Here is a 21,383-nt window from a genome sequence, read left to right on the forward strand (position 1 = left end):
GCATCCCCTCGAAGTAGGACACGGGCCGGCTGGGGGAATCCGTCAAAAAGCGCATGGCCGCCAAGAACATGTGTTCTTGGCGGCCATCGCAAAAGGGCTCAGGAGCTATACGTTGAATCTAAACTCGACCACGTCGCCGTCGGCCATGACGTATTCCTTGCCTTCGATCCGGACCTTGCCGCGGGCCTTCGCCTCGGCCATGGAGCCTGCCTCGACCAGGTCATCGAACGAAACGACCTCGGCCTTGATGAAGCCGCGCTGGAAATCGGAGTGGATCACGCCGGCCGCCTGCGGGGCGGTGTCGCCCTGGCGGATGGTCCATGCCCGAGTTTCCTTGGGGCCGGCCGTCAGGTAGGTCTGCAGTCCCAAGGTGTGGAAGCCGACGCGGGCCAACTGGTCCAGTCCGGATTCATCCTGACCGTTCATTTCCAGCATCTCGCGGGCTTCTGCCTCGTCGAGCTCCACCAGATCGGACTCAAGCTTCGCGTCCAGGAAGATGGCATCGGCCGGAGCCACGAGGGCTCGCAGTTCCGCCTGCTTCTCCGGGCTGCCGAGGATGCCCTCGTCGGAGTTGAAGACATAGATGAACGGCTTGGCCGTCAGCAGGCCGAGTTCCTTGAGGTGCTCCATCTCCAGCTTGTCGCTCTTGATGGAGGAGAAAATGGTGTCGCCGCGTTCCAACACTGCCTGCGCCGCCAGGATGGCCGCGAGCTCGGCCGCATCGCGCTTCTTGATCTTTACTTCTTTTTCGATCCGGGGGATGGCCTTTTCGATGGTCTGCAGATCGGCCAGGATCAGCTCGGTGTTGATCGTCTCCATGTCGGAACTGGGATCAACCTTGCCGTCGACGTGGATGACGTCCGGGTCATCGAACACGCGGACAACCTGCGCGATAGCCTCGGCCTCGCGGATGTTGGCGAGGAACTGGTTACCAAGGCCCTCGCCCTCGGAAGCACCCTTGACGATGCCGGCGATGTCCACGAAGGACACGGCGGCGGGCAGCAGGCGCGCGGAGCCAAAGATGCCGGCGAGCTTTTCAAGCCGGGCGTCCGGCAGATTCACGACGCCGATGTTCGGCTCGATCGTGGCGAACGGGTAGTTCGCCGCGAGGACCTGGTTGCGGGTCAGTGCGTTGAAAAGGGTTGATTTGCCGACGTTGGGCAGTCCGACGATGCCAATAGTAAGTGCCACGAGCATATATTCTACCCGCACGGACCGGTGATCGTTGCGGCGGCCGGTGAGGGCCGGCGAGCGGGATGGCATGACGGCCTGCACGGCCGGCCTGCACGCACGTTCCTGGGTGTAAGTCCGGGGCGTTCCGGGCGTCGCAGCCAAAACTGTCACAGGGGCATGCCACAGTGAAGTCATGGATGCTTTTGCACTGATTCTTGCCCTGCTCATGCTGCTCACGGGCGCCGTTGCCGGCGCCGCCGTCGTCTATGTTCTGCTCCGCCGGCGCTATCTGGCCGTGGAACAGGACTTTGACGGCGTATCGGCCCGGCTCTCCGACGTCAGCGCCCAGTTCGCCGCCGCCGACGCCGAGAGGCGCCTTCTCGCGGCACAGAACCGGGAACTGGGCGAGTCCCGGAACCAGGACGGCAGTGTGCTCCGGGCGCTGGCGCCCGTGGCGGAGAAGCTCACGGCCGTGCAGCAGCAGGTGTCCCTGCTCGAACGCGACCGGCTGGAGCAGTATGGCCAGCTGGCCCAGCAGCTGCAGGAGGCCCGCCTGTCCGATGAGCAGCTGCTGCGCTCTACGCATGCGCTGGAGTCGGCCCTGCGCTCCAACAGCGCCCGCGGCCAGTGGGGCGAGGTCCAGCTGCGCCGGGTGGTCGAGGCAGCAGGCATGCTCCGGCATGTGGATTTCCATGAACAGGTCCACAGCGGGCAGGCCCACAGCTCCGGGCCGGACGGCAGCCTCCGGCCCGATCTCGTGGTGCAGCTGCCCGGGGACAAGCAGCTCGTTGTCGACGCAAAGGTCCCGCTGGCGGCGTATCTCGCCGCCCAGGACCTCGGAGCCGCCCAGTCGGGCCAGCAGTCCTCGCAGCTGCCCGGCAGCCAGCAGGCGCACCTCGCGGCGCATGCCAAGGCCCTCAAGACCCACGTGGACGCGCTGGGCAGCAAGAAGTACTGGGACATCCCCGGCAACTCTCCGGAGCTGGTGGTGTGTTTCCTGCCGGCGGAGTCCATCCTGGCCGCCGCCCTCTCGGCGGACCCGGCCTTGCTCGACTATGCCCTGTCCAAGAACGTGGTCCTGGCCTCTCCCGGGACGTTGCTGGCGGTGCTGAAGTCGGTGGCGTTCACGTGGCGGCAGGACGTGTTGACGGACAGCGCCCGGGAGCTCTTCGAACTGGCACGGCAGCTCTATGACCGGATGGGCACCCTCGGCGAGAACGTCACCAAGCTGGGGTCATCGCTGAAGACTTCGGTGGAGCGGTACAACTCCATGGTCGGAACCCTTGAGGCCCGGGTCCTGCCCACGGCCAGGAAGCTGAACGCCCTCGAATCCGCCGGTCTGGTCACTCCGCCTGCAGTCGAGGTCACGCCGCGGGCAGTGGCGGCCCCGGAGCTGCAGCCCCGGCACCAGTCCGAAGAGTCCGCGGCTTAGGACTGGTGCCAAGGGTTTTCGGTGCCCGGGACTGGTCAGTACCTGCGACTGATCAGCGCCTAGGACTGTTCGGGGCGGGTGCCGCGGCCGCCGAGGGCGCGGGTGACGTCGCCGGCCTGCTTCAGGGTGGCCCGGAGTTCCTTCGGCAGGGAGAAAAGAAGGTCTTCCTCGGCCGTGACGACTTCCTCGACCGATCCGTAGCCATAGTCGGCCAGGAGCCGGAGCACGTCCTTGACGAGAACTTCCGGGACAGAGGCCCCGGATGTCACGCCCACCGTGGCGACGCCCTCGAACCAGGTCTCGTCGACCTCGTTGGCGAAGTCCACCCGGTAGGAGGCCTTGGCACCGTATTCCAGTGCCACCTCCACGAGGCGGACGGAGTTCGATGAGTTGGCGGAGCCCACCACGATCACGAGTTCCGCCTGGGGCGAGATCTTCTTGATCGCCACCTGGCGGTTGGTGGTGGCGTAGCAGATGTCGTCGCTGGGCGGATCCTGCAGGGTGGGAAACCGTTCCTTGAGCAGGCGCACAGTCTCCATGGTTTCGTCCACGCTGAGGGTGGTCTGCGAGAGCCAGATGACCTTCTCCGGGTCGCGGACCGTGACCTTGTCGACCTCGTGCGGGCCGTTGATGATCTGGATGTGCTCAGGAGCCTCGCCGGCGGTGCCTTCCACTTCCTCATGGCCGTCGTGGCCAATCAGCAGGATGTCGAAGTCATCTTTGGCGAACCGGACGGCTTCGCGGTGCACCTTGGTGACCAGCGGGCACGTCGCGTCAATGGTACGCAGGCCGCGGTCCTCGGCGGACTGGACGACGGCGGGCGAGACACCGTGCGCGGAAAAGATCACGAGGGCCCCTTCCGGGACCTCGTCGGTTTCATCGACGAAGATGGCGCCCTTCTCCTCCAGGGAGCTGACAACATGGACGTTGTGCACGATCTGCTTGCGGACGTAGACCGGCGGGCCGTAGTGCTCCAAGGCTTTTTCCACCGCGATGACCGCACGGTCAACGCCGGCGCAGTAGCCGCGCGGGGCGGCCAGCAGGACCTTTTTGGGACCGGCGACAGGTGCCGCCGCCAGAACATCTTCCGGTGAACGCCGCCGGCGCGGAACGGATGGCATCGGAACGGAAACAGCGGTGGAGGTCATGCCCCCCATGCTACCGGTGTTCACTCTTGCCCCGTTTGCGGCCTCCGGCTACGCGGACAGCCACACCTGCGGCCAGCAGGGCTGCCCCCGCCACTGCAGTAGCGACGATCCACTGGCCAAAACTGGCAGAGCTCGCCACGACAAACTCGTTCTTGAAGAGCTCCGCCACATCGTTGCCGCTCGAGGTCCCGGCGACGGCGGCGCTGGCGACATCGCTGGCCAGCTTCCACGCCCCGGCGAGCACCAGCGCTCCGACGCCCATGCCGACCAGGACGGTCCACCGACGTCGGGCCGCAACGAACGCCAGGACGAAGGCGATGCCGGCGCCGACGGCAACGGCATAACCCATCGGGGCGAAGACGGTGACGCGTTCGATCAGCTGGCGCTGGTTGGACTGCCCGATATGGATCAGCACCTGGGCGGGGGCCTCCATCGGAAGCTTGGTGGCTTCGGTTACCTGCTTGGCCACCAGCCCGACAAGCGGTGCGACATCCAAAGTTAGCGACGACGTGCCGTCAACCTCCGGCGGCAGCGTGCTGGGGTCGGCGAACGTGAGGCGGTGGCTCTTGCGCAGGGTTTCAGCCCAGGCCTCGGAGTAGCCTGGCAGTCCCGTGAGCGACTGTGCCGCTTTGTCCAGGACCGGCCGGGCAAGCTCGGTGAGGGCCTCCGGGATGCCGGCGCTGGAGGCCAAGCCGTCGACGGCTGCCGTGGCCAGCCGCTGCTGGAACGCCGGGTTCTTGCCCAGGGGTGCGGTCAGGGCAACAAAGCCCTCTTCCTGGACAATGTTGCGGTCCGCCCACATGGCTGGAACAGCGACAGCTGCCATCAGTAGCCCGACAAGGACGGCGGCGGCAGAGACAAAAGTGCGCAAGGGGTTCCTAGGAGGTCGATGGCGTCCCTCCCATCCTAGGGCGGGGCAGGGCGCGGCCATAAAGTCGGGCCCCGGTGGTAGAGCTATGGATAGAGTTGAAAGAGACAACTTCCGGCTGCCGGCCGGCTCACCCGCCGGGGAGCGGGCCGCCGGCAGCCCCCCTCGGGCAAAGGACACGCACGCATATGCACAGGGCTTTCCACAAGGCACTCCACAGGGCCCCCTCGGCCATGGAGCCCCGGCGTGTCTGAGGACGTGGCGGCGGCCACCACGCTACCGGCCACAGCGGCTGAAACCAGCCCGGACAACCCCTGGCCGCTGCAGTTGCTGTCCCAGAAGCTCAAGATGCACATCGACCGTGCGCCCTCGGCATGGGTTGAGGGGCAGGTGATCGAGCTCAACCGTCGCGGCAGCAACGCCTACCTGACGCTCCGGGACATCGACGCCGAAATCTCGCTGCCGGCGTCGGTCTGGACCACCGTGCTGGACCGCCAGGCCGCTCCGCTGGAACGCGGTTCCCGGGTTGTAGCCCTGATCAAGGCCGAATTTTGGCTCAAGACGGGCCGGCTGAACATGTCCGTGAAGGACATCCGGCCTGTGGGTCTCGGCGACCTCCTCGCCAGGATCGAGCGGCTGCGCCAGGCCCTCGCCGCAGAAGGTCTCTTTGCCGATGCCCGGAAGAAACGGCTCCCCCTGCTCCCGCACCGGATCGGCCTGATCACCGGCCGGGACTCTGACGCCAAGAAGGATGTGCTTCGCAACGCTGCCCTGCGCTGGCCCGCCGTCGAATTCGAGATCCGCGAAGTAGCGGTCCAAGGCAACACCGCCGTAGCCCAGATGATCGCGGCATTGCGGGAGCTCGACGCCCACCCCGTGGTTGACGTCATCGTCATCGCCCGCGGCGGAGGCGCCCTCGAGGACCTGCTGCCGTTCAGCAGCGAGGAGCTCATCCGGGCCGTCGCGGACGCGTCCACCCCCGTGGTGAGCGCGATCGGGCACGAAGCGGACCGGCCCATCCTCGACGACGTCGCAGACCTCAGGGCCTCAACACCCACCGACGCCGCGAAGAGGATCGTTCCGGATGTCGCAGAAGAGCTCGTCCGGGTCCGGCAGGCACGGGATCAACTCCGTCGTGGAGTCACCCGGCTCGTTGAACGCGAGGGCGACCGGTTAGCGTCCCTGCGCTCCCGTCCCGTGCTGCTCTCCCCCGATGTCATGATCTCCCAGCGCCACGACGACGTCGAGCGGCTCAAAGTCCGCTCGTTCTCGTCCATCAGCGCCGCCGTCGTGCGGGCAGCGGACCAGCTGGTCCACCTCAAGGCGCAGGTGCGCGCGCTCTCGCCGCAAAAGACGCTGGATCGCGGCTACGCGGTGGTCCAGCTCGCCGGCTCCGGAACGGCCCCCGCGACGCACCGGGACGTGGTGCGGCACCCCTCGCAGGCGCCCGCCGGCACCGACCTTACTGTGCGGGTGGCCGGCGGCCGGTTCACCGCCCAATCCACCGGCGGCGAGGAGCCGGCCGAGGACTGACCCAGCCGACCAAAGCCGGGTAGCGCTTGATCCGGCGTCACTTCCGGGAATCAGCCGCCAACCCGGCAGCACCACTGCACAGCACCACTGAAGAGCACCATCGAACAGACACCGCGGAAGCAGAAACCGCGACAACCAAGGAGCATCCGCATGGCAGAAGAATCCAGCCCGAACGCCGACATCGAGGCCCTCAGCTACGAGGACGCCCGCGAGCAGCTGGTCGCAGTGGTGGGCAAGCTGGAGGCCGGCGGCGCCAGCCTGGAGGAATCGCTCGCGCTGTGGGAACGCGGTGAGGCACTGGCCAAGCGCTGCGAACAGTGGCTCGAAGGCGCCCGCAAGCGGCTCGCCGCCGCCCGGGACCACGCCGCGGATAAGGGCTAGGCGACGAACTCCGCCGCGGCGCGCCGGTTCCCTCCTTATTAGGATCGCTCGACCAGATTCCGTTCCAGATCGACGTCGAACTCCGGATCCGGCCACTTCAGCTTCAGCCCTTCCAAGGCGTCCAGCATCAGCTGCTGCACCGCGATGCGGGCGTACCACTTCTTGTTGGCCGGCACGACGTACCAAGGCGCGATGTCAGTTGCCGTCTCCTCGAACGCCTTCTCGTACGCATCCATGTAGTCGCTCCAGAAGGCGCGCTCCTTGAGGTCGGTGCTGCTGTACTTCCACACCTTGGTTTCGTCATCCAGCCGGGCGAGCAGCCGGTCCTTCTGCTCGTCCCGGCTGACGTGGAGCATGACCTTGACCACCGTGGTCCCGGCTGCCGCCTGCCTCGCCTCGAATTCGTTGATGGCCTTGTAGCGCCGCTCCAGTTCCTCGGGGTTTGCCCAGCGGTGGACCCGGTGAATAAGGACGTCCTCGTAATGCGAGCGGTCAAAAACGCCCACCATGCCGGCCGCCGGCACTGCCTTCTCGATCCGCCAGAGGAAATCGTAGGATTTCTCCTCCGGGGTCGGCGCCTTGAAGGACTTGAGCTGGACACCCTGCGGGTCCATCTGGCCCATTACATGCTTGACGATCCCGCCCTTGCCTGCAGTATCCATCGCCTGCAGGACGAGCAGGACGCGCTTGGTGCCGCCAAACCGGGATTCGGCGAAAAGCTGCTCCTGCAGGGTGGTCAGCTTGCCATCGAGTTCTGCCAGGAGCGCCTCGCCGTCGGATTTCCCGCCCGGGTAGCCCGGGGTGGAGTCCGGGTCGCAGTCCTTCAGCTTGAATTTTTTTCCGACGAGCAGCGTCTCGGCGGGGTGCCGCTCGAACATCACAGCATCTGTCATGGAAAGCCTCTTTCCAGTTTCGTGCAGCCGCTGCGCGGGCGAGTCCCCGAACTCCGCTGCTGATCGAAGCCTAGTTCCCCTTGTACCGGCTCAGGAAGTCCGCCATGCGGTTGATCGCTTCCTCGAGGTCCTTGACGTTTGGCAGCGTCACCATCCGGAAGTGGTCCGGCCGGACCCAGTTGAACGCCCTGCCGTGGGACAGGAGGATCTTCTGCTCGCGGAGCAGGTCCAGGACGAATTTCTCGTCGTCGCGGATGTGGTAGACCTCGGGGTCCAGCTTCGGGAACAGATACATCGCCCCGCGGGCCTGCTGCGTGCTGACGCCCGGGATGGCGTTGAGCATGTCGTAGGCCTTGTTCCGCTGCTCTAGGAGGCGTCCCCCGGGCAGGATCAGATCGTTGATGCTCTGGTAGCCGCCGAGTGCGGTCTGGATGGCGTGCTGGGCCGGGACGTTGGCGCAGAGGCGCATGTTGGCGAGAAGGTTGATGCCCTCGAGGTAGTCGGCGGCGTCCTTTTTCGGGCCGGAGATGGCCATCCAGCCGGCCCGGAACCCGCAGACCCGGTAGGCCTTGGAGAGACCGCTGAAGGTCAGGCACAGGACGTCGTCGCCGGTGAGCGAGGCGAGGTTTACGTGCACCGCGTCTTCGTAAAGGATCTTCTCGTAGATTTCGTCGGCGAAGAGCACGAGGCCGTGTTTCTCGGCGAGGGCGACGATCTTTTTCAGCGTCGCTTTCGGATACACCGCACCCGTGGGGTTGTTCGGGTTAATGATCACGATGCCCTTGGTGCGAGGGGTGATCTTCGCTTCCAGGTCCTCAAGGTCCGGCTGCCAGCCGGTTTCCTCGTCGCAGAGGTAGTGCACGGGCTTCCCGCCGGCCAGGGCAACCGAGGCAGTCCACAGCGGGTAGTCCGGGGTGGGGATGAGGACCTCGTCGCCGTCGTCGAGCAGGGCCATAAGCGACATCGTGATCAGTTCGCTGACGCCGTTGCCGAGATAGACGTCATCGACGTGGATGTTCTGGATCCCGCGGGTCTGGTAGTACTGCGAGACGGCGGTGCGGGCGGAGAAAATGCCGCGCGAGTCGCTGTAGCCCTGGGCGTGCGGCAGGTGGCGGATCATGTCCACCAGGATCGCGTCCGGCGCTTCAAACCCAAACGGGGCCGGGTTTCCGATGTTCAGTTTGAGGATCCGGTGACCCTCCGCCTCCATCTGCTGGGCGGCCTGAAGAATCGGTCCACGGATGTCGTAAAGGACATTATGCAGCTTGGTGGACTGCTTGAATTCTGCCATCCATCAAATATGCCATATGGAGGATGTACTTCCGCTGAGACATGACTCACACACGGACCCGGCAGTAACAACAACGACGCCGGTGCCCGGACTGCAAGCCGGGGCACCGGCGTCGTTGGCAGGTCAGTCGTGGCCAGCGGCCAGACAGGGGGCGCCGCGGCATGTTGCCACGGCGGTCCCGCAGTGCCGGCTACTGCTTGACGATGCCCTTCTCCTTCAGCCACGCGTCCGCCGCGTCCTTCGGGTTCTGCTTCTGGCTGCCGCTCACGGCACGGTTGAGGTTGATGAGGTCTTCCGTGGTCAGGACCTTGGAGACGGAGTTGAGGGCTTCCTTCGCTTTGTCCGTCATCTTGGCGGTGTTGTACAGCGGCAGTACCTGCTGGGCGATGAAGTTGTTCTTCGGATCCTCCAGCACCACGAGGTCGTTGTCCGGGATGGACGGGGTGGTGGTGTAGATGTCCGCCACCTGGACCTGGTCCGAGAGCAGGGCCTTGAGCGTGACGGCGCCGCCGCCGTCGCTGAACGGTTCAAGCTTCTTCGGGACGCAGTTGTAGTTCTTCTTCAGGCCGGGCAGCCCGTACGCGCGCTCGGCGAAGGTCGCCGGGGCGCCGATCACGAGGTCGCTGCAAACCTTCGCCATGTCTTCGATGGACTTCAGCTGGTGCTTCTCGGCAGTGGCCTTGGTAACCACCATGGCGTCCTTGTCCTCGGCTTTGGAGGCATCCAGCACGGCCAGGCCCTGCGGGAGCTTGGTCGGGAGGGCCTTCGCAATGTCCTCGGCCGAAACCTCGGTGGCGTCCTTGTTTACGTACAGCAGCAGGTTGCCGCTGTAGTCGGGCACAACATCCACCGACCCGTCCTGGACTGCTTTGATGTAGACCTCGCGGGAGCCGATGTTCGGCTTGGTGCTGGCCGTGACACCCGCGGCGTTCAGGGCGCCGGCGTAGACCTCCGCCAGGATCTGGCTCTCCGGGAAATCGGCGGAGCCGATCACCAGGGCGCCGCCTGAACCGGAGGCGCCGCCGCTGGCCGGGGCCGAGCTCAGCGGGTTGGATGAACCTCCGCAGGCGGACAAGGCCATAGCCAGGCCGACGCCGGCGGCCACCGCGCCGAACGCGCGCCTGCCGAGGGCTTGTTGGCGGGATTCCTTCATGACTTACCTCCTTGAAGAACAGTCCCCGCGAGTACGGGGTCTGTGAGATCAACCGCAGCCTGCTGGCTGCGGTTTGGCTGGGTCGAGGCGCCCCGTGACAGGAACAGCCTCTGAATCAGGGCGAGGACAAGATCGACGGCGATGGCGAGGGCGGCGATCAGCAAGGAGCCGCCCAGCATTTGCGGGAAGTCGGAGAGCACGAGCCCGTCGAACAGGTAGCGGCCCAGGCCGCCCAGGTTGATGTAGGCGACCACGGAAACAGTCGCGATCACCTGGAGCACCCCGGTCCGGAAGCCTCCGTACATCACGTGCAGCGCGTTGGGGAATTCCGCCCGGAACAGGACCTGCCATTCGGTCATGCCCATGGCGCGGGCGGCGTCCACTACATTGCGGTCGACACTGGAGATCCCGGCGTAGGTGCCGGCCAGCAGGGGCGGCACGGTCAGGATCACGAGGGCCCAGATTGGCGGCATCAGACCGATGCCGGCGAGCAGGACGAAGAGGGTCAACAAGCCGAGGGTGGGCAGGGCGCGCAGCGCGCCGGCGAGTGCCACGATGGCAACCCGCCCGCGGCCGGTGTGTCCGACGTAGAGGCCTATGGGGACGGCGATGGCGATGGCGATCAGCATCACCAGGCCCGTGTAGAGCAGGTGCTCGGTCAGCCGCGTCGGGATTCCGGCGCTGCCGGACCAGTTCTCCGGATTGGCGAGCCAGGCAAAGGTGTCCGTGACGACATTGCTCATGCGTTTCCCCCTCCGGTCTTGGGGCGTGAAAGCAGCAAGGCCCCATCAACGGCGCCAGCCGTGTCCTCACCGGCGCCTGCATCTGAACCGGCGCCAGCACCCGTCGCCGCAGCGGCCCGGGTCCACGGGGTTAGCAGTCGTTCGAGCAGGACGAGGATGGCGTCCATCAGCAGCGCGAGGATCAGGATGGCGATGATGCCCACCACAACCTCGGTGACGAAATCACGTTGCAGGCCGGAGGTGAAGAGCATTCCGAGGTTGCCGATCCCGAGCAGTGCCGCGACGCTGACCAGCGAGATGTTGCTGACCGAGACCACGCGCAGCCCGGCGAACATGACTGGCAAGGACAGCGGCAGATCGATCTGCATGAAGCGGGCGAAGGGTTTGAAACCCATCGCGACGGCCGCCTGCCGGAGGTCCTCGTCCACCGAGTCGAAGGCATCCAGCGCGGCGCGCACCAGCAGGGCAACGGCGTAAATGGTCAGGGCCACGACCACGTTGACCGGATCTAGGATCCGCGTTCCGAGGATGGTCGGCAGGATGATGAAGAGCGCCAGGGACGGGATCGTGTAGAGCAGCGAGGACCCCGTGAGCACGGTGGACCGGAACCCGCGGTTTTGCCGGGCGAGCTGGGCCAGCGGGATGGCAATGAGGACCCCGAACACCATCGGCAGGATGGCCAGGATGAGGTGCTGGCCGGCGAGGCTAAAGACCTCCGCCCTGTTGGCCAGGAACCACTCCATCAGAGCCCTCCGTGCCGGATGCTGCGGTCTGACTCAATCACAGCGAGCACTTCCGTGGCCACGATAACCCCGGCCACGCGGCCGTCGTCGTCCACGGCGACGCCGAGGCCCGATGGCGAGGACAGCGCCGCGTCCAGGGCCCGGCGGAGCGTGTCCCCCTTGCGGAACAGGGAGCCGCCCGGGACCATCGCCGGACCGGCTGCGGTGGCACTGCCGGGCCCGGCCCAGCCAAGGGGACGGAGCGCGTCGTCAACCACCAACTGCCAGCCGTCGGAGCTGCCCGCCTCCCGGAGCCGTTCGGCCGTGACAGTGCGGACCGGGTGGATGGTGACCCCGTCGGAGGGGCTGAACGCAAGGTGCCGGAACCCGCGGTCGCGGCCCACGAAGGCGGCCACGAATTCGTTTGCCGGGGCCCGCAGGATTTCCTGCGGGGCGGCGTACTGCGCCAGCTTCCCGCCGACGGCGAATACGGCCACTTTGTCGCCCAGGACGGTGGCCTCGTCGATGTCGTGAGTGACAAAGACGATCGTCTTGGCCAGGTCATGCTGGAGGCGGAGCAGCTCCTTCTGCAGTTCATCGCGGACCACCGGGTCCACGGCGCTGAAGGGCTCGTCCATCAGCAGCACCGGAGGATCGGCCGCGAGCGCCCGGGCCACGCCCACGCGCTGCTGCTGGCCGCCGGAGAGCTGCGATGGGTACCGCTTGCCGAGGGAGGATGCCAGCCCGACGACGTCGAGCAGTTCCTGAGCGCGCTTGCGGGCGTCGGCTTTGGACACACCGTTAAGCCGTGGAACGGTGGCGATGTTGTCCAGCACGGAGCGGTGCGGCATCAACCCGGAAGATTGCATGACGTAGCCCATGGACCGGCGCAGCTGGGCGGCCGGCACTGAAGTGACATCAGCCCCGTCGACGGTGATGACGCCGGAGGTGGGTTCCACCATGCGGTTGATCATCCGCAGGGAGGTGGTCTTCCCACAACCGGATGGTCCCACGAACACCGTGATGGCGCCCTTGTCGATCGACATGGTCAGCCCGTCAACGGCGGGCTGGCCACCCTGGTACTGCTTCGTGACGTTCTGGAACTCGATCATGGCTTCGGCCATTTCCGGGCTTACCTAACTGTTGGCGGCAACATCGACAGGGACCAGCCAGCTTCATCAGTGTGCTGGCCACAAAGCAGTTAGCACTTAGACTAACGAGCACTCATGACATTGTCATGAAAATGCAGTCAGCGGCGCCGCGGCTCCCGTAAGGCTTCGGAAGCACAACGATTTCGGATGGGTGGCGCACCGGAAATGCTTCCGATGCGCCACAGGGACCGCGGTGTCACCGCGGGACGTGCCTCAACGGGGCCGCCGCCGGCCGCCCTTAGCCCCACTCTTGCCGCTGCCATGACTGCCTTTGCCTTCGCGGTCGCGCGCATTTTCCTGGCTGTCCCGCTGGGCCGACCGCTGGCTCTTGGCCGCCACCACAATCTTTTGGTGCCATTCGCGCTGGTAGGCCCGCCGCGCTGCCGCGTCGTGGCGGCGGGCCAGGGCGGCGAGTTCGCGCTGCAGCTTCAGGTAGCTGGCCCAGCGGCGTTCGGCCAGGACGCCGTCGGCGAGCGCAGCCTGGATGGCACAGTCGGGCTCCCGGTCGTGCGCGCAATCCGAGAAGCGGCAGTGCCCGAAAAGCTCTTCGAGGTCGCCGAACATCTCCTCCATTCCGTCCTCGGCGTCGAAGATCCCGAAGCCGCGCACCCCGGGAGTGTCCATCAAGACAGCGCCGCCGGGCAGGGAAACGAGCGCTCGGGACGTGGTGGTGTGCCTGCCCTTCCCGTCGCCGGCGCGGACTGCCCCGATCTCTTGGGTCGCTGCCCCGGCGAGGGCATTGATGAGCGTGGACTTGCCGGCGCCCGAGGGCCCCAGCAGCACCAGCGTGCCGCCGGGCGGCAGATGGCCCAGCAGTTCGTCGAGCCCGTCGCCGTTCTCGGCGGAGGTGGTGACGACGTCGACGCCCGCCGATTGGCGTACGACCGCGCCCACGACGTCGTCCGCGAGGTCCGCGAGGTCCGCCTTCGTGATGATCACGAGCGGCGTGGCACCCGAGTCCCAGGCCGCGACCAGCGTCCGTTCGAGCCGGTTGTGCGTGAGCGGACGGTCCACCGGAACGACGATCCCGACAACGTCCATGTTGGCGCCAAGGACCTGCGCCTCGGAGGAGGCCTCGAAGGCACGCTTGCGGCTCAGCTCCGAGTGGCGCGGCACTATGCCCACGATAGCGGGCTCCCCCGCCGCGTTCGAGCCCAGCCAGACCCAGTCCCCGGTGGCGGGAAGCTCCCCGCCGCGCGGATAGGGCAGGTGCGCGGTCCCGTCGCCGTCGGCCACCAGGACGAGGTTGCGGTCCACCCGGATGACGCGGCCGGGGCGGTGGCCGCCCGGCACGGGATGGGCCGCGAACCGCTCCGCGACGCCGGCCGTGTAACCGTAGTGGACTGGCCCCTCGGGGCCGCCGTCATTTGCGGGCAGGACTGAATTGGGCCCGGCTGAATCGGGGAGGGATGAATCAGAATCAGATGAATCGGTTAAGAGGGCGCGGCGGGCGCCCGGCGATGCAGCAGGTGTAGTCAACGAAAACCCTTTGATGGGGCCCCGTGATGCGGCGCAGTTGCGCGGTGGCGGCAAGAGACGCCGCGTGCGTGGAGACTAGCGCTGGATGGCTAGGCTGCGCCGTGGGACGGGGCAGGAGTAATGACATGGCTTGTATCGGTGCGCTGCGCGCTCAGAAATATCGCATTCATTGCTTCCACCTCCCCGTCGTTGCCGGCTTGCTGCGGCCGGCCCTGTCTGATCCCGCCTGATCCCGCCCACGGACTGCAGCTGCGTTTATTGGGTTGCTGCGTTTCTGCCCGGCGGTTTCTACAGAATAGCCATGGGGCCTGCGCCTGGCTAGCGATTTAGCCGGAAAGTTTTCCGTTCAGCGGCCTCTCGCGGTACAGGCGTAGACCGGCATCCACCAACGAGACCCGGTTCAGCTCGGCCACGGCATCCAGCGGAATCCAGGCCGCGTGGGTGGTGCTCCCGTTCACCTCGTGGCGCAGCTCCCCGCCCGTTATCCTCGCCTCGTAGACCAGCCGGAGCGACTGGAAGTCCCGCTCGCCGCCGTCGAGCCGGACTTCGGATGGCCAGTGCCCGACGTCGATCCCCAGCATGGCCCCGACCTCGGCGTCGTAGCCCGTTTCCTCGTGGATCTCGCGGCGGCAGCCGTCCACCGGGTGCTCGGCCAGGTCAAGGCCGCCGCCTGGCAGCGTCCAGCCCTCGCGGCCGTCCTGCTTCCAGTACGCCAGGAGGATCTCGGCGTCACGGATGATGACGGCGTAGGCGGCAGGCCGGGTGTCGAATTGCATGCTCATCCCTCCAGCGTAGTAGCCGGTGGATTGCCTCCGGCTATTCCTGTTCCGCCACTAACTGGAGCACCCCGAAGACGGGCTCCTGCTCCAGGACCCGGACATCGGTGATCCCCGCGGCGGCGAGTGCCGCGCGGAAGGACTCCTGCAGCCGCGGCACGTTCATGCCGAGCCCGCCGCCCAGAATGACGGGACCTTCGAGGCCCAACTGCCGTACGGTCTGCGCTGCCAGGTCGGCGAGGTCGCTCCCGGCTTGGTCCATGAGGGCCTGGCTCGTCGCGTGGCCGGCGTCCGCAGCTTCCACCACGAGCCGGGCCTGCTGGGCCCAGAAGCGGCGTCCGGTCGCGGGCGAGTGGAACAGTGCGATCAGCATGTTCGGGTGGTCCACGCCGCAGGATGCCAGCAGGGCGCTGGTGAGGTCGTCCGGCTCCAGCCCCTGGTTCATCCGCCGCAGGCTGTGGCGGACGGCCTCCCGGCCCAGCCAGTAGCCGCTGCCCTCGTCGCCGAGCAGGTAGCCCCAGCCCCCGGCCCGGGCTTCCTCGCCGCGCCCGTTCCTGCCCCACGCGGCCGAGCCAGTGCCGGCGATCACTGCGACGCCGGTGCTGGCGCCGCCTGCAGCGAGCAGCAGCCGGGTGTCATGGACCACCGTGATCCGTGCGCCGGGCACGTGGGGGGCAATCAGTGCCGCGAGCGCCGCGGCGTCGTCGTCGGTGTCGATGCCGCCGGCTCCGACGTAAACCTGGCCGACTGCTCCCCCGCCGATCATGCCGAAAAGTTCCGCCAAGTTGCGGCCCGCTTCCTCAAAGCTGACGTTCTGGACATTGGAGCTGCCCACGGATTCGTCGGCCACCGGCATGCCGTCCTCGAACCGGACGCCCCTCGTCTTGGTGCCCCCGATGTCCAGGCCGATCACGGCGCCCGTCGTCGCCGGGGCGGATGACGTGGTGGAAGATGGAACGGAGTCCGCCGCCGGCGGGAAGTCAGTGTTAGTCACTGCAACAGGTTACTGAATCGCTGCAAGGAGCCCGCAATGCCCCACGACCTTTTCGGCACCCCCGTCATCGCAGCGCCCATGGCCGGGGGAACGTCAACGCCGGCCTTTGTCGAGGCCGTGCACCGCGCCGGCGGCCTTGGCTTCCTGGCGGCCGGATACAAGAGCGTGGCGGCCATGCAGGCGGAAATCCGCTCCGTCCGGGAGTCCGGCGCCCGCTTCGGCATGAATGTGTTCGTCCCGGATCCGGCCCAGTTGCGGCCGTCCGCGGCACTGTTGGCGGAGCTTGAGGACTACCGGCTGCAGGTGCAGGCCGATGCCGGGCGATACGGTGTGGAGCTCCCGCAGTTGCGCGTCGATGACGACGACGAGTGGCAGGGAAAGATCGATGCCCTGCTGGCGGAGCCCGTGGAGCTGGTCAGTTTCGCCTTCGGGCTGCCCGGCGTCGACGTTGCCCGTGCTCTGCAGCGGGCGGGATCGGTGGTGCTTGCCACTGTGACCTGCGCGGCCGAGGCCGTGCAGGCGGCAGAGCAGGGCGTGGACGCCCTGGTGGTGCAGCACACGAGCGCCGGAGCACACAGTGCGGCGTTCCTACCGGGGTCGGTGGCACAGCTAGAAGGAACACAGCTGGGCAGGACACCGCTTGGCAGGACGGCGGCGGGCACGACGGCGGAGCTGCTCGCGGAGGTGCGGTCCGCCGTCGACCTGCCGCTGGTGGCCGCGGGCGGCATCATGGACGCGGCAGGGCTCGACGCGGTGCTGCGCGCCGGAGCGGCAGCAGGCCAGATCGGCACCGCCTTCCTCCGCACGGACGAAAGCGGCGCCAGGCAGCTGCACAAGGATGCACTGGCGGACCCGCATTTCACCCGCACCCGGCTGACACGCGCCTTCACCGGCCGGCAGGCCCGGGCCCTGGAGAACGAATTCGTCCGCGACCACCCCGAGGCACCGGTTGCCTACCCTGCGATCCACCACCTGACGGCTCCCCTCCGGGCCGCCGCCGCCGCAGCCGGCGACCCGGAGCGCCTGAACCTGTGGGCGGGCTCGGGCTGGCGGCAGGCGCAGGCTGGACCCGTCGCCGCCGTCGTGCACGGGCTGCTCGCCGGCCGCTGACCGCCGCTGCCAACCGCAGCCCAGCCCAGCCCGCCACGGGATCCCGAATTCGCCGGAAACGTGCGAAACCGCCGCTTCCTTCCGGCGTCCTCGGCCCCTTCCGGCGACTTCGACAACCATGGTGCACGCTTCCGGCGACTTCGGCGCATGGCGCGGGACCGGCTCCATCGCCCCGGCTCAGCCGCCCGAGCGTTCGCGCACGAAGCCTGCCAGGAGTGCCGGCCCGTCGCGCAGCACGAGTTCGCGGAACAAGCGCACGGGATCGGACTCGGCATCGGCTCCGCCGCGGCGCTCCCGCCACGCGAGGCCGATCTCGCGGAACGCCAGGGCCGAATCCAGGGGAATTTCCACCCACCCGGGCCCGCCGTCGTCGGCTCCCGCGCCTGCCGGCTGGTGGGGGCTGTCTGGTGCGGCCCTGCCGGGTGCGGAGCCGCCGGGCGGCAGGATGCTGACGCCGAGGCCGGCCGAGACGAGCCCGCGGACAGTGTGCGAGTCCTGGCTCTCGAAGGCAATGCGAGGGCGGAACCCCGCCTCCCGGAACAACGCATCGGTCAGCGAGCGCATGCCGTAACCGGACCCCATCGCCACGAACGGCTCCTGCCGGATTTCGGCGACGCGGGCCCGACGGCGGCCGGCCAGGGGGTGCCGGTGGTGCACCACCAGACGCAGCGGTTCCCGGTACAGCGCCGCCGACCCGATTCTCTTGCCTGGCGTGGCTACGGGGGCCGTGAGCGCCAGGTCCGCGGAGCCGGCGGCCAGTTCCGCGAGGCAGCCGTCCCGTGCGCCCTGGCTGAGGTCAAAGGCAGTCTGCGGGTGCCGGCTCCGGAACGCACTGATGAGCAGCGGCAGCATCGCCTCGCCAAAGGTGTGCTGGAACGAGACCGCGATCCGGCCGCGGACCACTTCGGATTCGTGCCGGACAAGATCCAGCCCCGTCTGGAATTCGTCCAGGGCGGCCTCGATGTGGGGCAGGAGTGCCTTCGCCGCGGGCGTGAGCCGCACGCCGCGGCCGTCCCGGATCAAGAGCTCCGTCCCCACGATGGCGCTGGCCCGCGCAATTGCACGGCTCACCGTCGACTGCGGCAGGCCCAGGAGCTCGGCCGTCTCGGTAATGTGCTCCGTCCGCCCCAGTTCTGCCAGCAGCGGCAGGAGGGGCAGCAGCTGAACCAGCTGCTTGTGTTCGACGTCCATGTTCCACTCCCCGTGCACTGTTGCATTTTTGCTATCTATTCTATGGAAATCATGCATTGGAAGCATCCCTCGATCAGGTTTAGCCTGAGGGCATGCCACGCTTTTCCGCGCCCTCCGGCGCAGGGCCCCGTCCCGGCCCCGATCCTGCAGCTGATCCTGCGGCTAACGCTGCTGCGTGGGCGGGCCATCCGAAGGGCTCGGCGGCCTACCGGCGGATCCTCGCCGGGCTTGCCTTTGCCGGCGTCGCGACCTTCGCCCAGCTCTACTCCACCCAGGCGGTGCTTCCCCTCCTGGCGGCGGATCTCCGCATCTCGGCCGCCGAGGCCGCGCTGACCATCTCCCTGGCGACGGTGGGGCTGGCCCTGACGGTGCTTCCATGGTCCTTCCTGGCCGACCGGATCGGCCGGGTCCGGGCAATGATGTGGGGCATCTCAGCTGCCACCGTCCTGGGCCTGCTGGTCCCCCTGGCCCCCAGCTTCCCCGTGCTGCTGGGTCTGCGAATGCTGGAGGGAATGGCCCTCGGCGGCATTCCTGCCATCGCGATCGCGTACCTCAACGAGGAGGTCAACAAGGCCCACGCCGCCCTCGCCGCCGGGAGCTACGTTGCCGGGACAACCCTGGGCGGCCTTGCCGGTCGGCTGGTGGCCGGACCCGCCGGCGAACTGTGGGGATGGCGGGCCGCGGCCCTGGCCGTCTCCGTTTTGGCCACCGGGGCAGCCGTCCTGTTCCTCGTTCTGGTGCCGCGGGCCCAGGGGTTCACCGTTGCGGCCGCGGGCGGCTTCCGGGGCGCCATGGGCACGCTGGCCCGCCATGCCCGCAATCCCCGGCTGCTCGCCCTGTACGTCCAGGCGTTCCTGCTCATGGGCGGATTCGTGGCCGTCTACAACTACCTCGGATTCCGTCTGTCCGGGGAACCGTTCAACCTGCCGGCCACCGCGATCAGCCTGATCTTCCTGGCCTATCTCTCCGGAACCGTCTCGGCGCGCTGGGCAGCGGGGCTGACGTCCCGGTTCGGCCGGCGCACCGTCCTGATCGCCGGCACCGCGCTGATGGCGGGCGGCCTGGCCCTGACGCTCACGGAACTGCTGGTCCCGATCCTGGTGGGACTGCTGCTGTTCACGGGCGGCTTCTTCGCGGCACACAGCATCGGTTCCGGCTGGACCGGACTGATCGCCACGACAGGCAGGGCGCAAGCCGCCTCGCTGTACAACCTCGCCTACTACCTCGGCTCCAGCGTGCTTGGCTGGGCCGGCGGCCTGATCTTCCAGCGGCTTGGCTGGACGGCCCTTGCCCTGACGGTCATCGGACTGGCCGGCGCGACGGCGGCAATCACCGCCGTCGCGCATCCCGCGTCGGTTCCCGCAGCCGCCGGCCGGGCTGCCCGCAACGGGAGCAAGGCCGCCGGCGGGGCCACGGTGTCCGGGTAGACGTCGGGTCCGGCCAGGTGCCGGGTCCGGCCAGGCCGTCGTCTCCGCGGGCTACCGCGTGGCCTCGATCGCCTGAACGAGGTCGGCGACGATGTCGGCCGGGTCCTCCAGGCCCACCGAGATCCGCAGCAGGTTCGCGTGCGGCTTGGCCGCTGTCTCGACCGGCCGGTGGGTCAGGCCGGCGGGGTGCTGGATGAGCGTGTCGATCCCACCGAGGGAGACGGCGTGCGTGATCATGCCGACGGCGGCCGGGATCCGTTCGGCGTGCTCGGCGCTGGCGAGCTCGAAGGCCATGAGCGATCCAGGGCCGGACATCTGGGTGCCGACGAGGCCCTGCGGGTCACATTCAGAAAGTCCCGGGTAGTAGACCCGCTTCACGAGCCCGTGGCCGGCCAGGGCAACCGCGACCTTTTCGGCGCTGGCCTGCTGGGCGCGGACCCGCACGGGGAGAGTCGCCAGCCCGCGGTGCAGCAGGTAGGCCGGCCACGGGGTCAGGATTCCGCCCGTCACAGCCCGGATCTGGCGCAGGCGAACGGCCCATTCAGAGCCTGCGGCCACCACACCGCCCATGGCGTCACCGTGGCCGCCCAGGAACTTCGTGGCGCTGTGCAGCACCATCGCGGCACCGTGCTTGTAGGGCTGCTGCAGCACCGGGCTGGCGAAGGTGTTGTCCACCAGGAGCGGCACACCGTCGGCAGCGGCAGCCACCCGGGCGATGTCCACCAGCTCAAGGGTCGGGTTGGCCGGCGTCTCCAGGATCACCAGGCCGGTGTCCGGCCGCAGGGCGCCGCGGACGCCCTCCGGAGTCGTGAAGGTGACCTCGTTGCCGAGGACGCCGGAGGCGAGCAGGTAGTCGCTGCCGCCGTAAAGGGGCCGCACGGCGACCACATGCTTCTTGCCCGCCGCCACAACCGCGAGGAGCACCGCGCTCAGCGCCGCCATGCCGGTGGCAAAGGCGACAGACTCGGGCGTGCCCTCCAGGACGGCGACGCCCTCTTCGAACCGCGCCACCGTGGGGTTCCACAACCGCTGGTACACAGTGCTTTGCCCCTCCACGTGTGCCCCGCCCGTGGCCATGTGCTCGTACGCCAGGCCGCCGTCGTGCACGGACGGCAGCGGTGCCGTCGTGGACAGATCGATGGGCACCGCGTGCACACCCAGTTCCGTGAGCCCGTTCCGGCCCGCATGGACCGCCAATGAATCTTGAGAGAGCACCCTAACTCCTTACGAATATTCGCCATTGAATTCCGCAAGTATCTGGTAATAATTCGAGTATCTGTAGGGGTTATGAATGGAACTGTCGGATAGTGCCGTTTATGATGAATAGACAACACTACGAGGAGGATCCGTGAGCAGCAGTGCGAAGAATGTTCGGCCGGGGGCCGGCGAACCGCTGGACGCGATCGACGAGCGCCTGCTCGCTGCCCTCGTCGCGGATGCCCGCATCTCGAACAAGCAGCTGGCAGAACTCGTGGGGATCGCGCCGTCGACCGCGCTGATGCGCACCCGCGCCCTGTCCGAGCGCGGCATCATCGAGGGCTTCGAGGCCAACCTGAGCCTGTCCGCGATCGGACGCTCGGTCCAGGCCCTCATTGCGGTCCGGCTCCGGGCCCACGACCGCGAGCAGATCGACCGTTTCACGGCCCGGGTGCCCAAGCTCCCGGCGGTGCTCTCAACCTTTCACACGTCCGGTTCGGTGGACTATCTGCTGCACATCGCCGTGGCCACCACCGAGGACCTCCGGGACTGGGTACTGGACAACCTGGCCACCGACCCCGTGGTGGGCCACACCGAAACCACGCTGGTCTTCGCCCACATCCAGGGCAACCACGGCCCGCTGCCGTAACAGCGGCCGCCGGAAGGCCAGACCCGCGAGCATTATTATTGCCGCGGGCGCTCTTACTGCCGTGGGCGCTCT

Annotated in this window: 20 protein-coding genes; 6 read left to right on the forward strand and 14 right to left on the reverse strand. The window is 67.7% G+C overall.

All coding sequences use genetic code 11. The features are described from left to right. Nucleotides 1–105 precede the first annotated feature (105 nt). Nucleotides 106–1,191, reverse strand: coding sequence for a redox-regulated ATPase YchF (ychF, locus tag AC1DKQ_RS01045; protein ID WP_476882736.1), 1,086 nt, complete (start codon nt 1,189–1,191; stop codon nt 106–108). Between the two features lie 175 nt (nt 1,192–1,366). Here ychF and AC1DKQ_RS01050 point away from each other — a divergent pair, with 175 nt between their 5' ends. Beyond that, nucleotides 1,367–2,605, forward strand: a complete 1,239-nt coding sequence (locus AC1DKQ_RS01050; RefSeq protein ID WP_476882735.1) for a DNA recombination protein RmuC — start codon at nt 1,367–1,369, stop codon at nt 2,603–2,605. A gap of 59 nt (nt 2,606–2,664) precedes the next feature. Here the strand turns inward: AC1DKQ_RS01050 and AC1DKQ_RS01055 are convergent, their stop codons facing one another. Both AC1DKQ_RS01055 and AC1DKQ_RS01060 read right to left on the reverse strand, forming a co-directional pair. Continuing rightward, entirely contained in the window at nt 2,665–3,753 is a 1,089-nt protein-coding gene (locus AC1DKQ_RS01055; RefSeq protein WP_277522563.1) for a 4-hydroxy-3-methylbut-2-enyl diphosphate reductase, read from the reverse strand. Between the two features lie 10 nt (nt 3,754–3,763). Further along, nucleotides 3,764–4,624, reverse strand: coding sequence for a hypothetical protein (locus tag AC1DKQ_RS01060; RefSeq protein WP_476882734.1), 861 nt, complete (start codon nt 4,622–4,624; stop codon nt 3,764–3,766). Between the two features lie 243 nt (nt 4,625–4,867). Here AC1DKQ_RS01060 and xseA point away from each other — a divergent pair, with 243 nt between their 5' ends. Both xseA and AC1DKQ_RS01070 read left to right on the forward strand, forming a co-directional pair. Continuing rightward, nucleotides 4,868–6,154 carry an exodeoxyribonuclease VII large subunit gene (gene xseA, locus AC1DKQ_RS01065; RefSeq protein ID WP_476917980.1) on the forward strand — a complete coding sequence of 429 codons (1,287 nt, stop codon included), beginning with the start codon at nt 4,868–4,870 and terminating at the stop codon, nt 6,152–6,154. 150 nt (nt 6,155–6,304) lie between these two features. Then, a complete protein-coding gene (locus AC1DKQ_RS01070; RefSeq protein ID WP_476882732.1) occupies nt 6,305–6,535 on the forward strand; it encodes an exodeoxyribonuclease VII small subunit in 231 nt (76 codons plus the stop codon). 38 nt (nt 6,536–6,573) lie between these two features. Here the strand turns inward: AC1DKQ_RS01070 and AC1DKQ_RS01075 are convergent, their stop codons facing one another. From AC1DKQ_RS01075 to AC1DKQ_RS01115, 9 genes are all read right to left on the reverse strand, one after another. Beyond that, complete coding sequence (locus AC1DKQ_RS01075) at nt 6,574–7,428, reverse strand: polyphosphate kinase 2 family protein (RefSeq protein WP_476917981.1); 855 nt, start codon at nt 7,426–7,428, stop codon at nt 6,574–6,576. 70 nt (nt 7,429–7,498) lie between these two features. Further along, nucleotides 7,499–8,719: a pyridoxal phosphate-dependent aminotransferase gene (locus tag AC1DKQ_RS01080; protein ID WP_476882730.1), complete on the reverse strand. Its 1,221-nt coding sequence runs from the start codon at nt 8,717–8,719 to the stop codon at nt 7,499–7,501. Nucleotides 8,720–8,909: 190 nt separating this feature from the next. After that, a complete protein-coding gene (locus AC1DKQ_RS01085; protein ID WP_476882729.1) occupies nt 8,910–9,872 on the reverse strand; it encodes an ABC transporter substrate-binding protein in 963 nt (320 codons plus the stop codon). After that, nucleotides 9,869–10,615 carry an ABC transporter permease gene (locus AC1DKQ_RS01090; RefSeq protein WP_476882728.1) on the reverse strand — a complete coding sequence of 249 codons (747 nt, stop codon included), beginning with the start codon at nt 10,613–10,615 and terminating at the stop codon, nt 9,869–9,871. Before AC1DKQ_RS01090 ends, AC1DKQ_RS01085 begins: the two co-directional genes overlap by 4 nt. Beyond that, the gene (locus AC1DKQ_RS01095) at nt 10,612–11,358 is read right to left on the reverse strand and encodes an ABC transporter permease (RefSeq protein WP_476882727.1); all 747 of its coding nucleotides are present in this window, start codon (nt 11,356–11,358) and stop codon (nt 10,612–10,614) included. Before AC1DKQ_RS01095 ends, AC1DKQ_RS01090 begins: the two co-directional genes overlap by 4 nt. Continuing rightward, entirely contained in the window at nt 11,358–12,461 is a 1,104-nt protein-coding gene (locus AC1DKQ_RS01100) for an ABC transporter ATP-binding protein (protein ID WP_476882726.1), read from the reverse strand. Before AC1DKQ_RS01100 ends, AC1DKQ_RS01095 begins: the two co-directional genes overlap by 1 nt. Before the next feature lie 240 nt (nt 12,462–12,701). Then, on the reverse strand, nt 12,702–13,865 hold the full coding sequence (rsgA, locus tag AC1DKQ_RS01105) for a ribosome small subunit-dependent GTPase A (RefSeq protein ID WP_476918172.1): 1,164 nt from the start codon (nt 13,863–13,865) through the stop codon (nt 12,702–12,704). 428 nt (nt 13,866–14,293) lie between these two features. After that, complete coding sequence (locus AC1DKQ_RS01110; protein ID WP_476882725.1) at nt 14,294–14,749, reverse strand: NUDIX hydrolase; 456 nt, start codon at nt 14,747–14,749, stop codon at nt 14,294–14,296. Nucleotides 14,750–14,783: 34 nt separating this feature from the next. Continuing rightward, the gene (locus AC1DKQ_RS01115; RefSeq protein ID WP_476917982.1) at nt 14,784–15,737 is read right to left on the reverse strand and encodes an N-acetylglucosamine kinase; all 954 of its coding nucleotides are present in this window, start codon (nt 15,735–15,737) and stop codon (nt 14,784–14,786) included. Between the two features lie 36 nt (nt 15,738–15,773). Here AC1DKQ_RS01115 and AC1DKQ_RS01120 point away from each other — a divergent pair, with 36 nt between their 5' ends. Beyond that, nucleotides 15,774–16,847: a nitronate monooxygenase gene (locus tag AC1DKQ_RS01120; RefSeq protein ID WP_476917983.1), complete on the forward strand. Its 1,074-nt coding sequence runs from the start codon at nt 15,774–15,776 to the stop codon at nt 16,845–16,847. 177 nt (nt 16,848–17,024) lie between these two features. Here AC1DKQ_RS01120 and AC1DKQ_RS01125 read toward each other — a convergent pair whose 3' ends face one another. Continuing rightward, a complete protein-coding gene (locus AC1DKQ_RS01125; RefSeq protein ID WP_476917984.1) occupies nt 17,025–18,038 on the reverse strand; it encodes a LysR family transcriptional regulator in 1,014 nt (337 codons plus the stop codon). A gap of 92 nt (nt 18,039–18,130) precedes the next feature. Between AC1DKQ_RS01125 and AC1DKQ_RS01130 the strand changes: the two genes are divergently transcribed. Next, entirely contained in the window at nt 18,131–19,465 is a 1,335-nt protein-coding gene (locus tag AC1DKQ_RS01130; protein WP_476882722.1) for an MFS transporter, read from the forward strand. 51 nt (nt 19,466–19,516) lie between these two features. On the opposite strand, the gene AC1DKQ_RS01135 is transcribed toward AC1DKQ_RS01130, so the two are convergent. Continuing rightward, a complete protein-coding gene (locus AC1DKQ_RS01135; protein WP_476882721.1) occupies nt 19,517–20,680 on the reverse strand; it encodes a trans-sulfuration enzyme family protein in 1,164 nt (387 codons plus the stop codon). A 133-nt stretch (nt 20,681–20,813) separates the two neighbouring features. On the opposite strand from AC1DKQ_RS01135, the gene AC1DKQ_RS01140 reads away from it, so the two are divergent. After that, complete coding sequence (locus AC1DKQ_RS01140) at nt 20,814–21,311, forward strand: Lrp/AsnC family transcriptional regulator (RefSeq protein ID WP_476882720.1); 498 nt, start codon at nt 20,814–20,816, stop codon at nt 21,309–21,311. The last annotated feature ends 72 nt before the right edge of the window (nt 21,312–21,383 follow it).

This window comes from Arthrobacter sp. 05L421 (assembly GCF_056397785.1).

Coding starts and splice junctions, on each gene's coding strand:
- AC1DKQ_RS01050 (WP_476882735.1), top strand. CDS start 1,367: ATGGATGCTTTTGCACTGATTCTTGCCCTGCTCATGCTGCTCACGGGC.
- AC1DKQ_RS01055 (WP_277522563.1), bottom strand. CDS start 3,753: ATGACCTCCACCGCTGTTTCCGTTCCGATGCCATCCGTTCCGCGCCGG.
- AC1DKQ_RS01070 (WP_476882732.1), top strand. CDS start 6,305: ATGGCAGAAGAATCCAGCCCGAACGCCGACATCGAGGCCCTCAGCTAC.
- AC1DKQ_RS01075 (WP_476917981.1), bottom strand. CDS start 7,428: ATGACAGATGCTGTGATGTTCGAGCGGCACCCCGCCGAGACGCTGCTC.
- AC1DKQ_RS01080 (WP_476882730.1), bottom strand. CDS start 8,719: ATGGCAGAATTCAAGCAGTCCACCAAGCTGCATAATGTCCTTTACGAC.
- AC1DKQ_RS01085 (WP_476882729.1), bottom strand. CDS start 9,872: ATGAAGGAATCCCGCCAACAAGCCCTCGGCAGGCGCGCGTTCGGCGCG.
- AC1DKQ_RS01090 (WP_476882728.1), bottom strand. CDS start 10,615: ATGAGCAATGTCGTCACGGACACCTTTGCCTGGCTCGCCAATCCGGAG.
- AC1DKQ_RS01095 (WP_476882727.1), bottom strand. CDS start 11,358: ATGGAGTGGTTCCTGGCCAACAGGGCGGAGGTCTTTAGCCTCGCCGGC.
- AC1DKQ_RS01100 (WP_476882726.1), bottom strand. CDS start 12,461: ATGGCCGAAGCCATGATCGAGTTCCAGAACGTCACGAAGCAGTACCAG.
- AC1DKQ_RS01110 (WP_476882725.1), bottom strand. CDS start 14,749: ATGAGCATGCAATTCGACACCCGGCCTGCCGCCTACGCCGTCATCATC.
- AC1DKQ_RS01120 (WP_476917983.1), top strand. CDS start 15,774: ATGCCCCACGACCTTTTCGGCACCCCCGTCATCGCAGCGCCCATGGCC.
- AC1DKQ_RS01125 (WP_476917984.1), bottom strand. CDS start 18,038: ATGGACGTCGAACACAAGCAGCTGGTTCAGCTGCTGCCCCTCCTGCCG.
- AC1DKQ_RS01130 (WP_476882722.1), top strand. CDS start 18,131: ATGCCACGCTTTTCCGCGCCCTCCGGCGCAGGGCCCCGTCCCGGCCCC.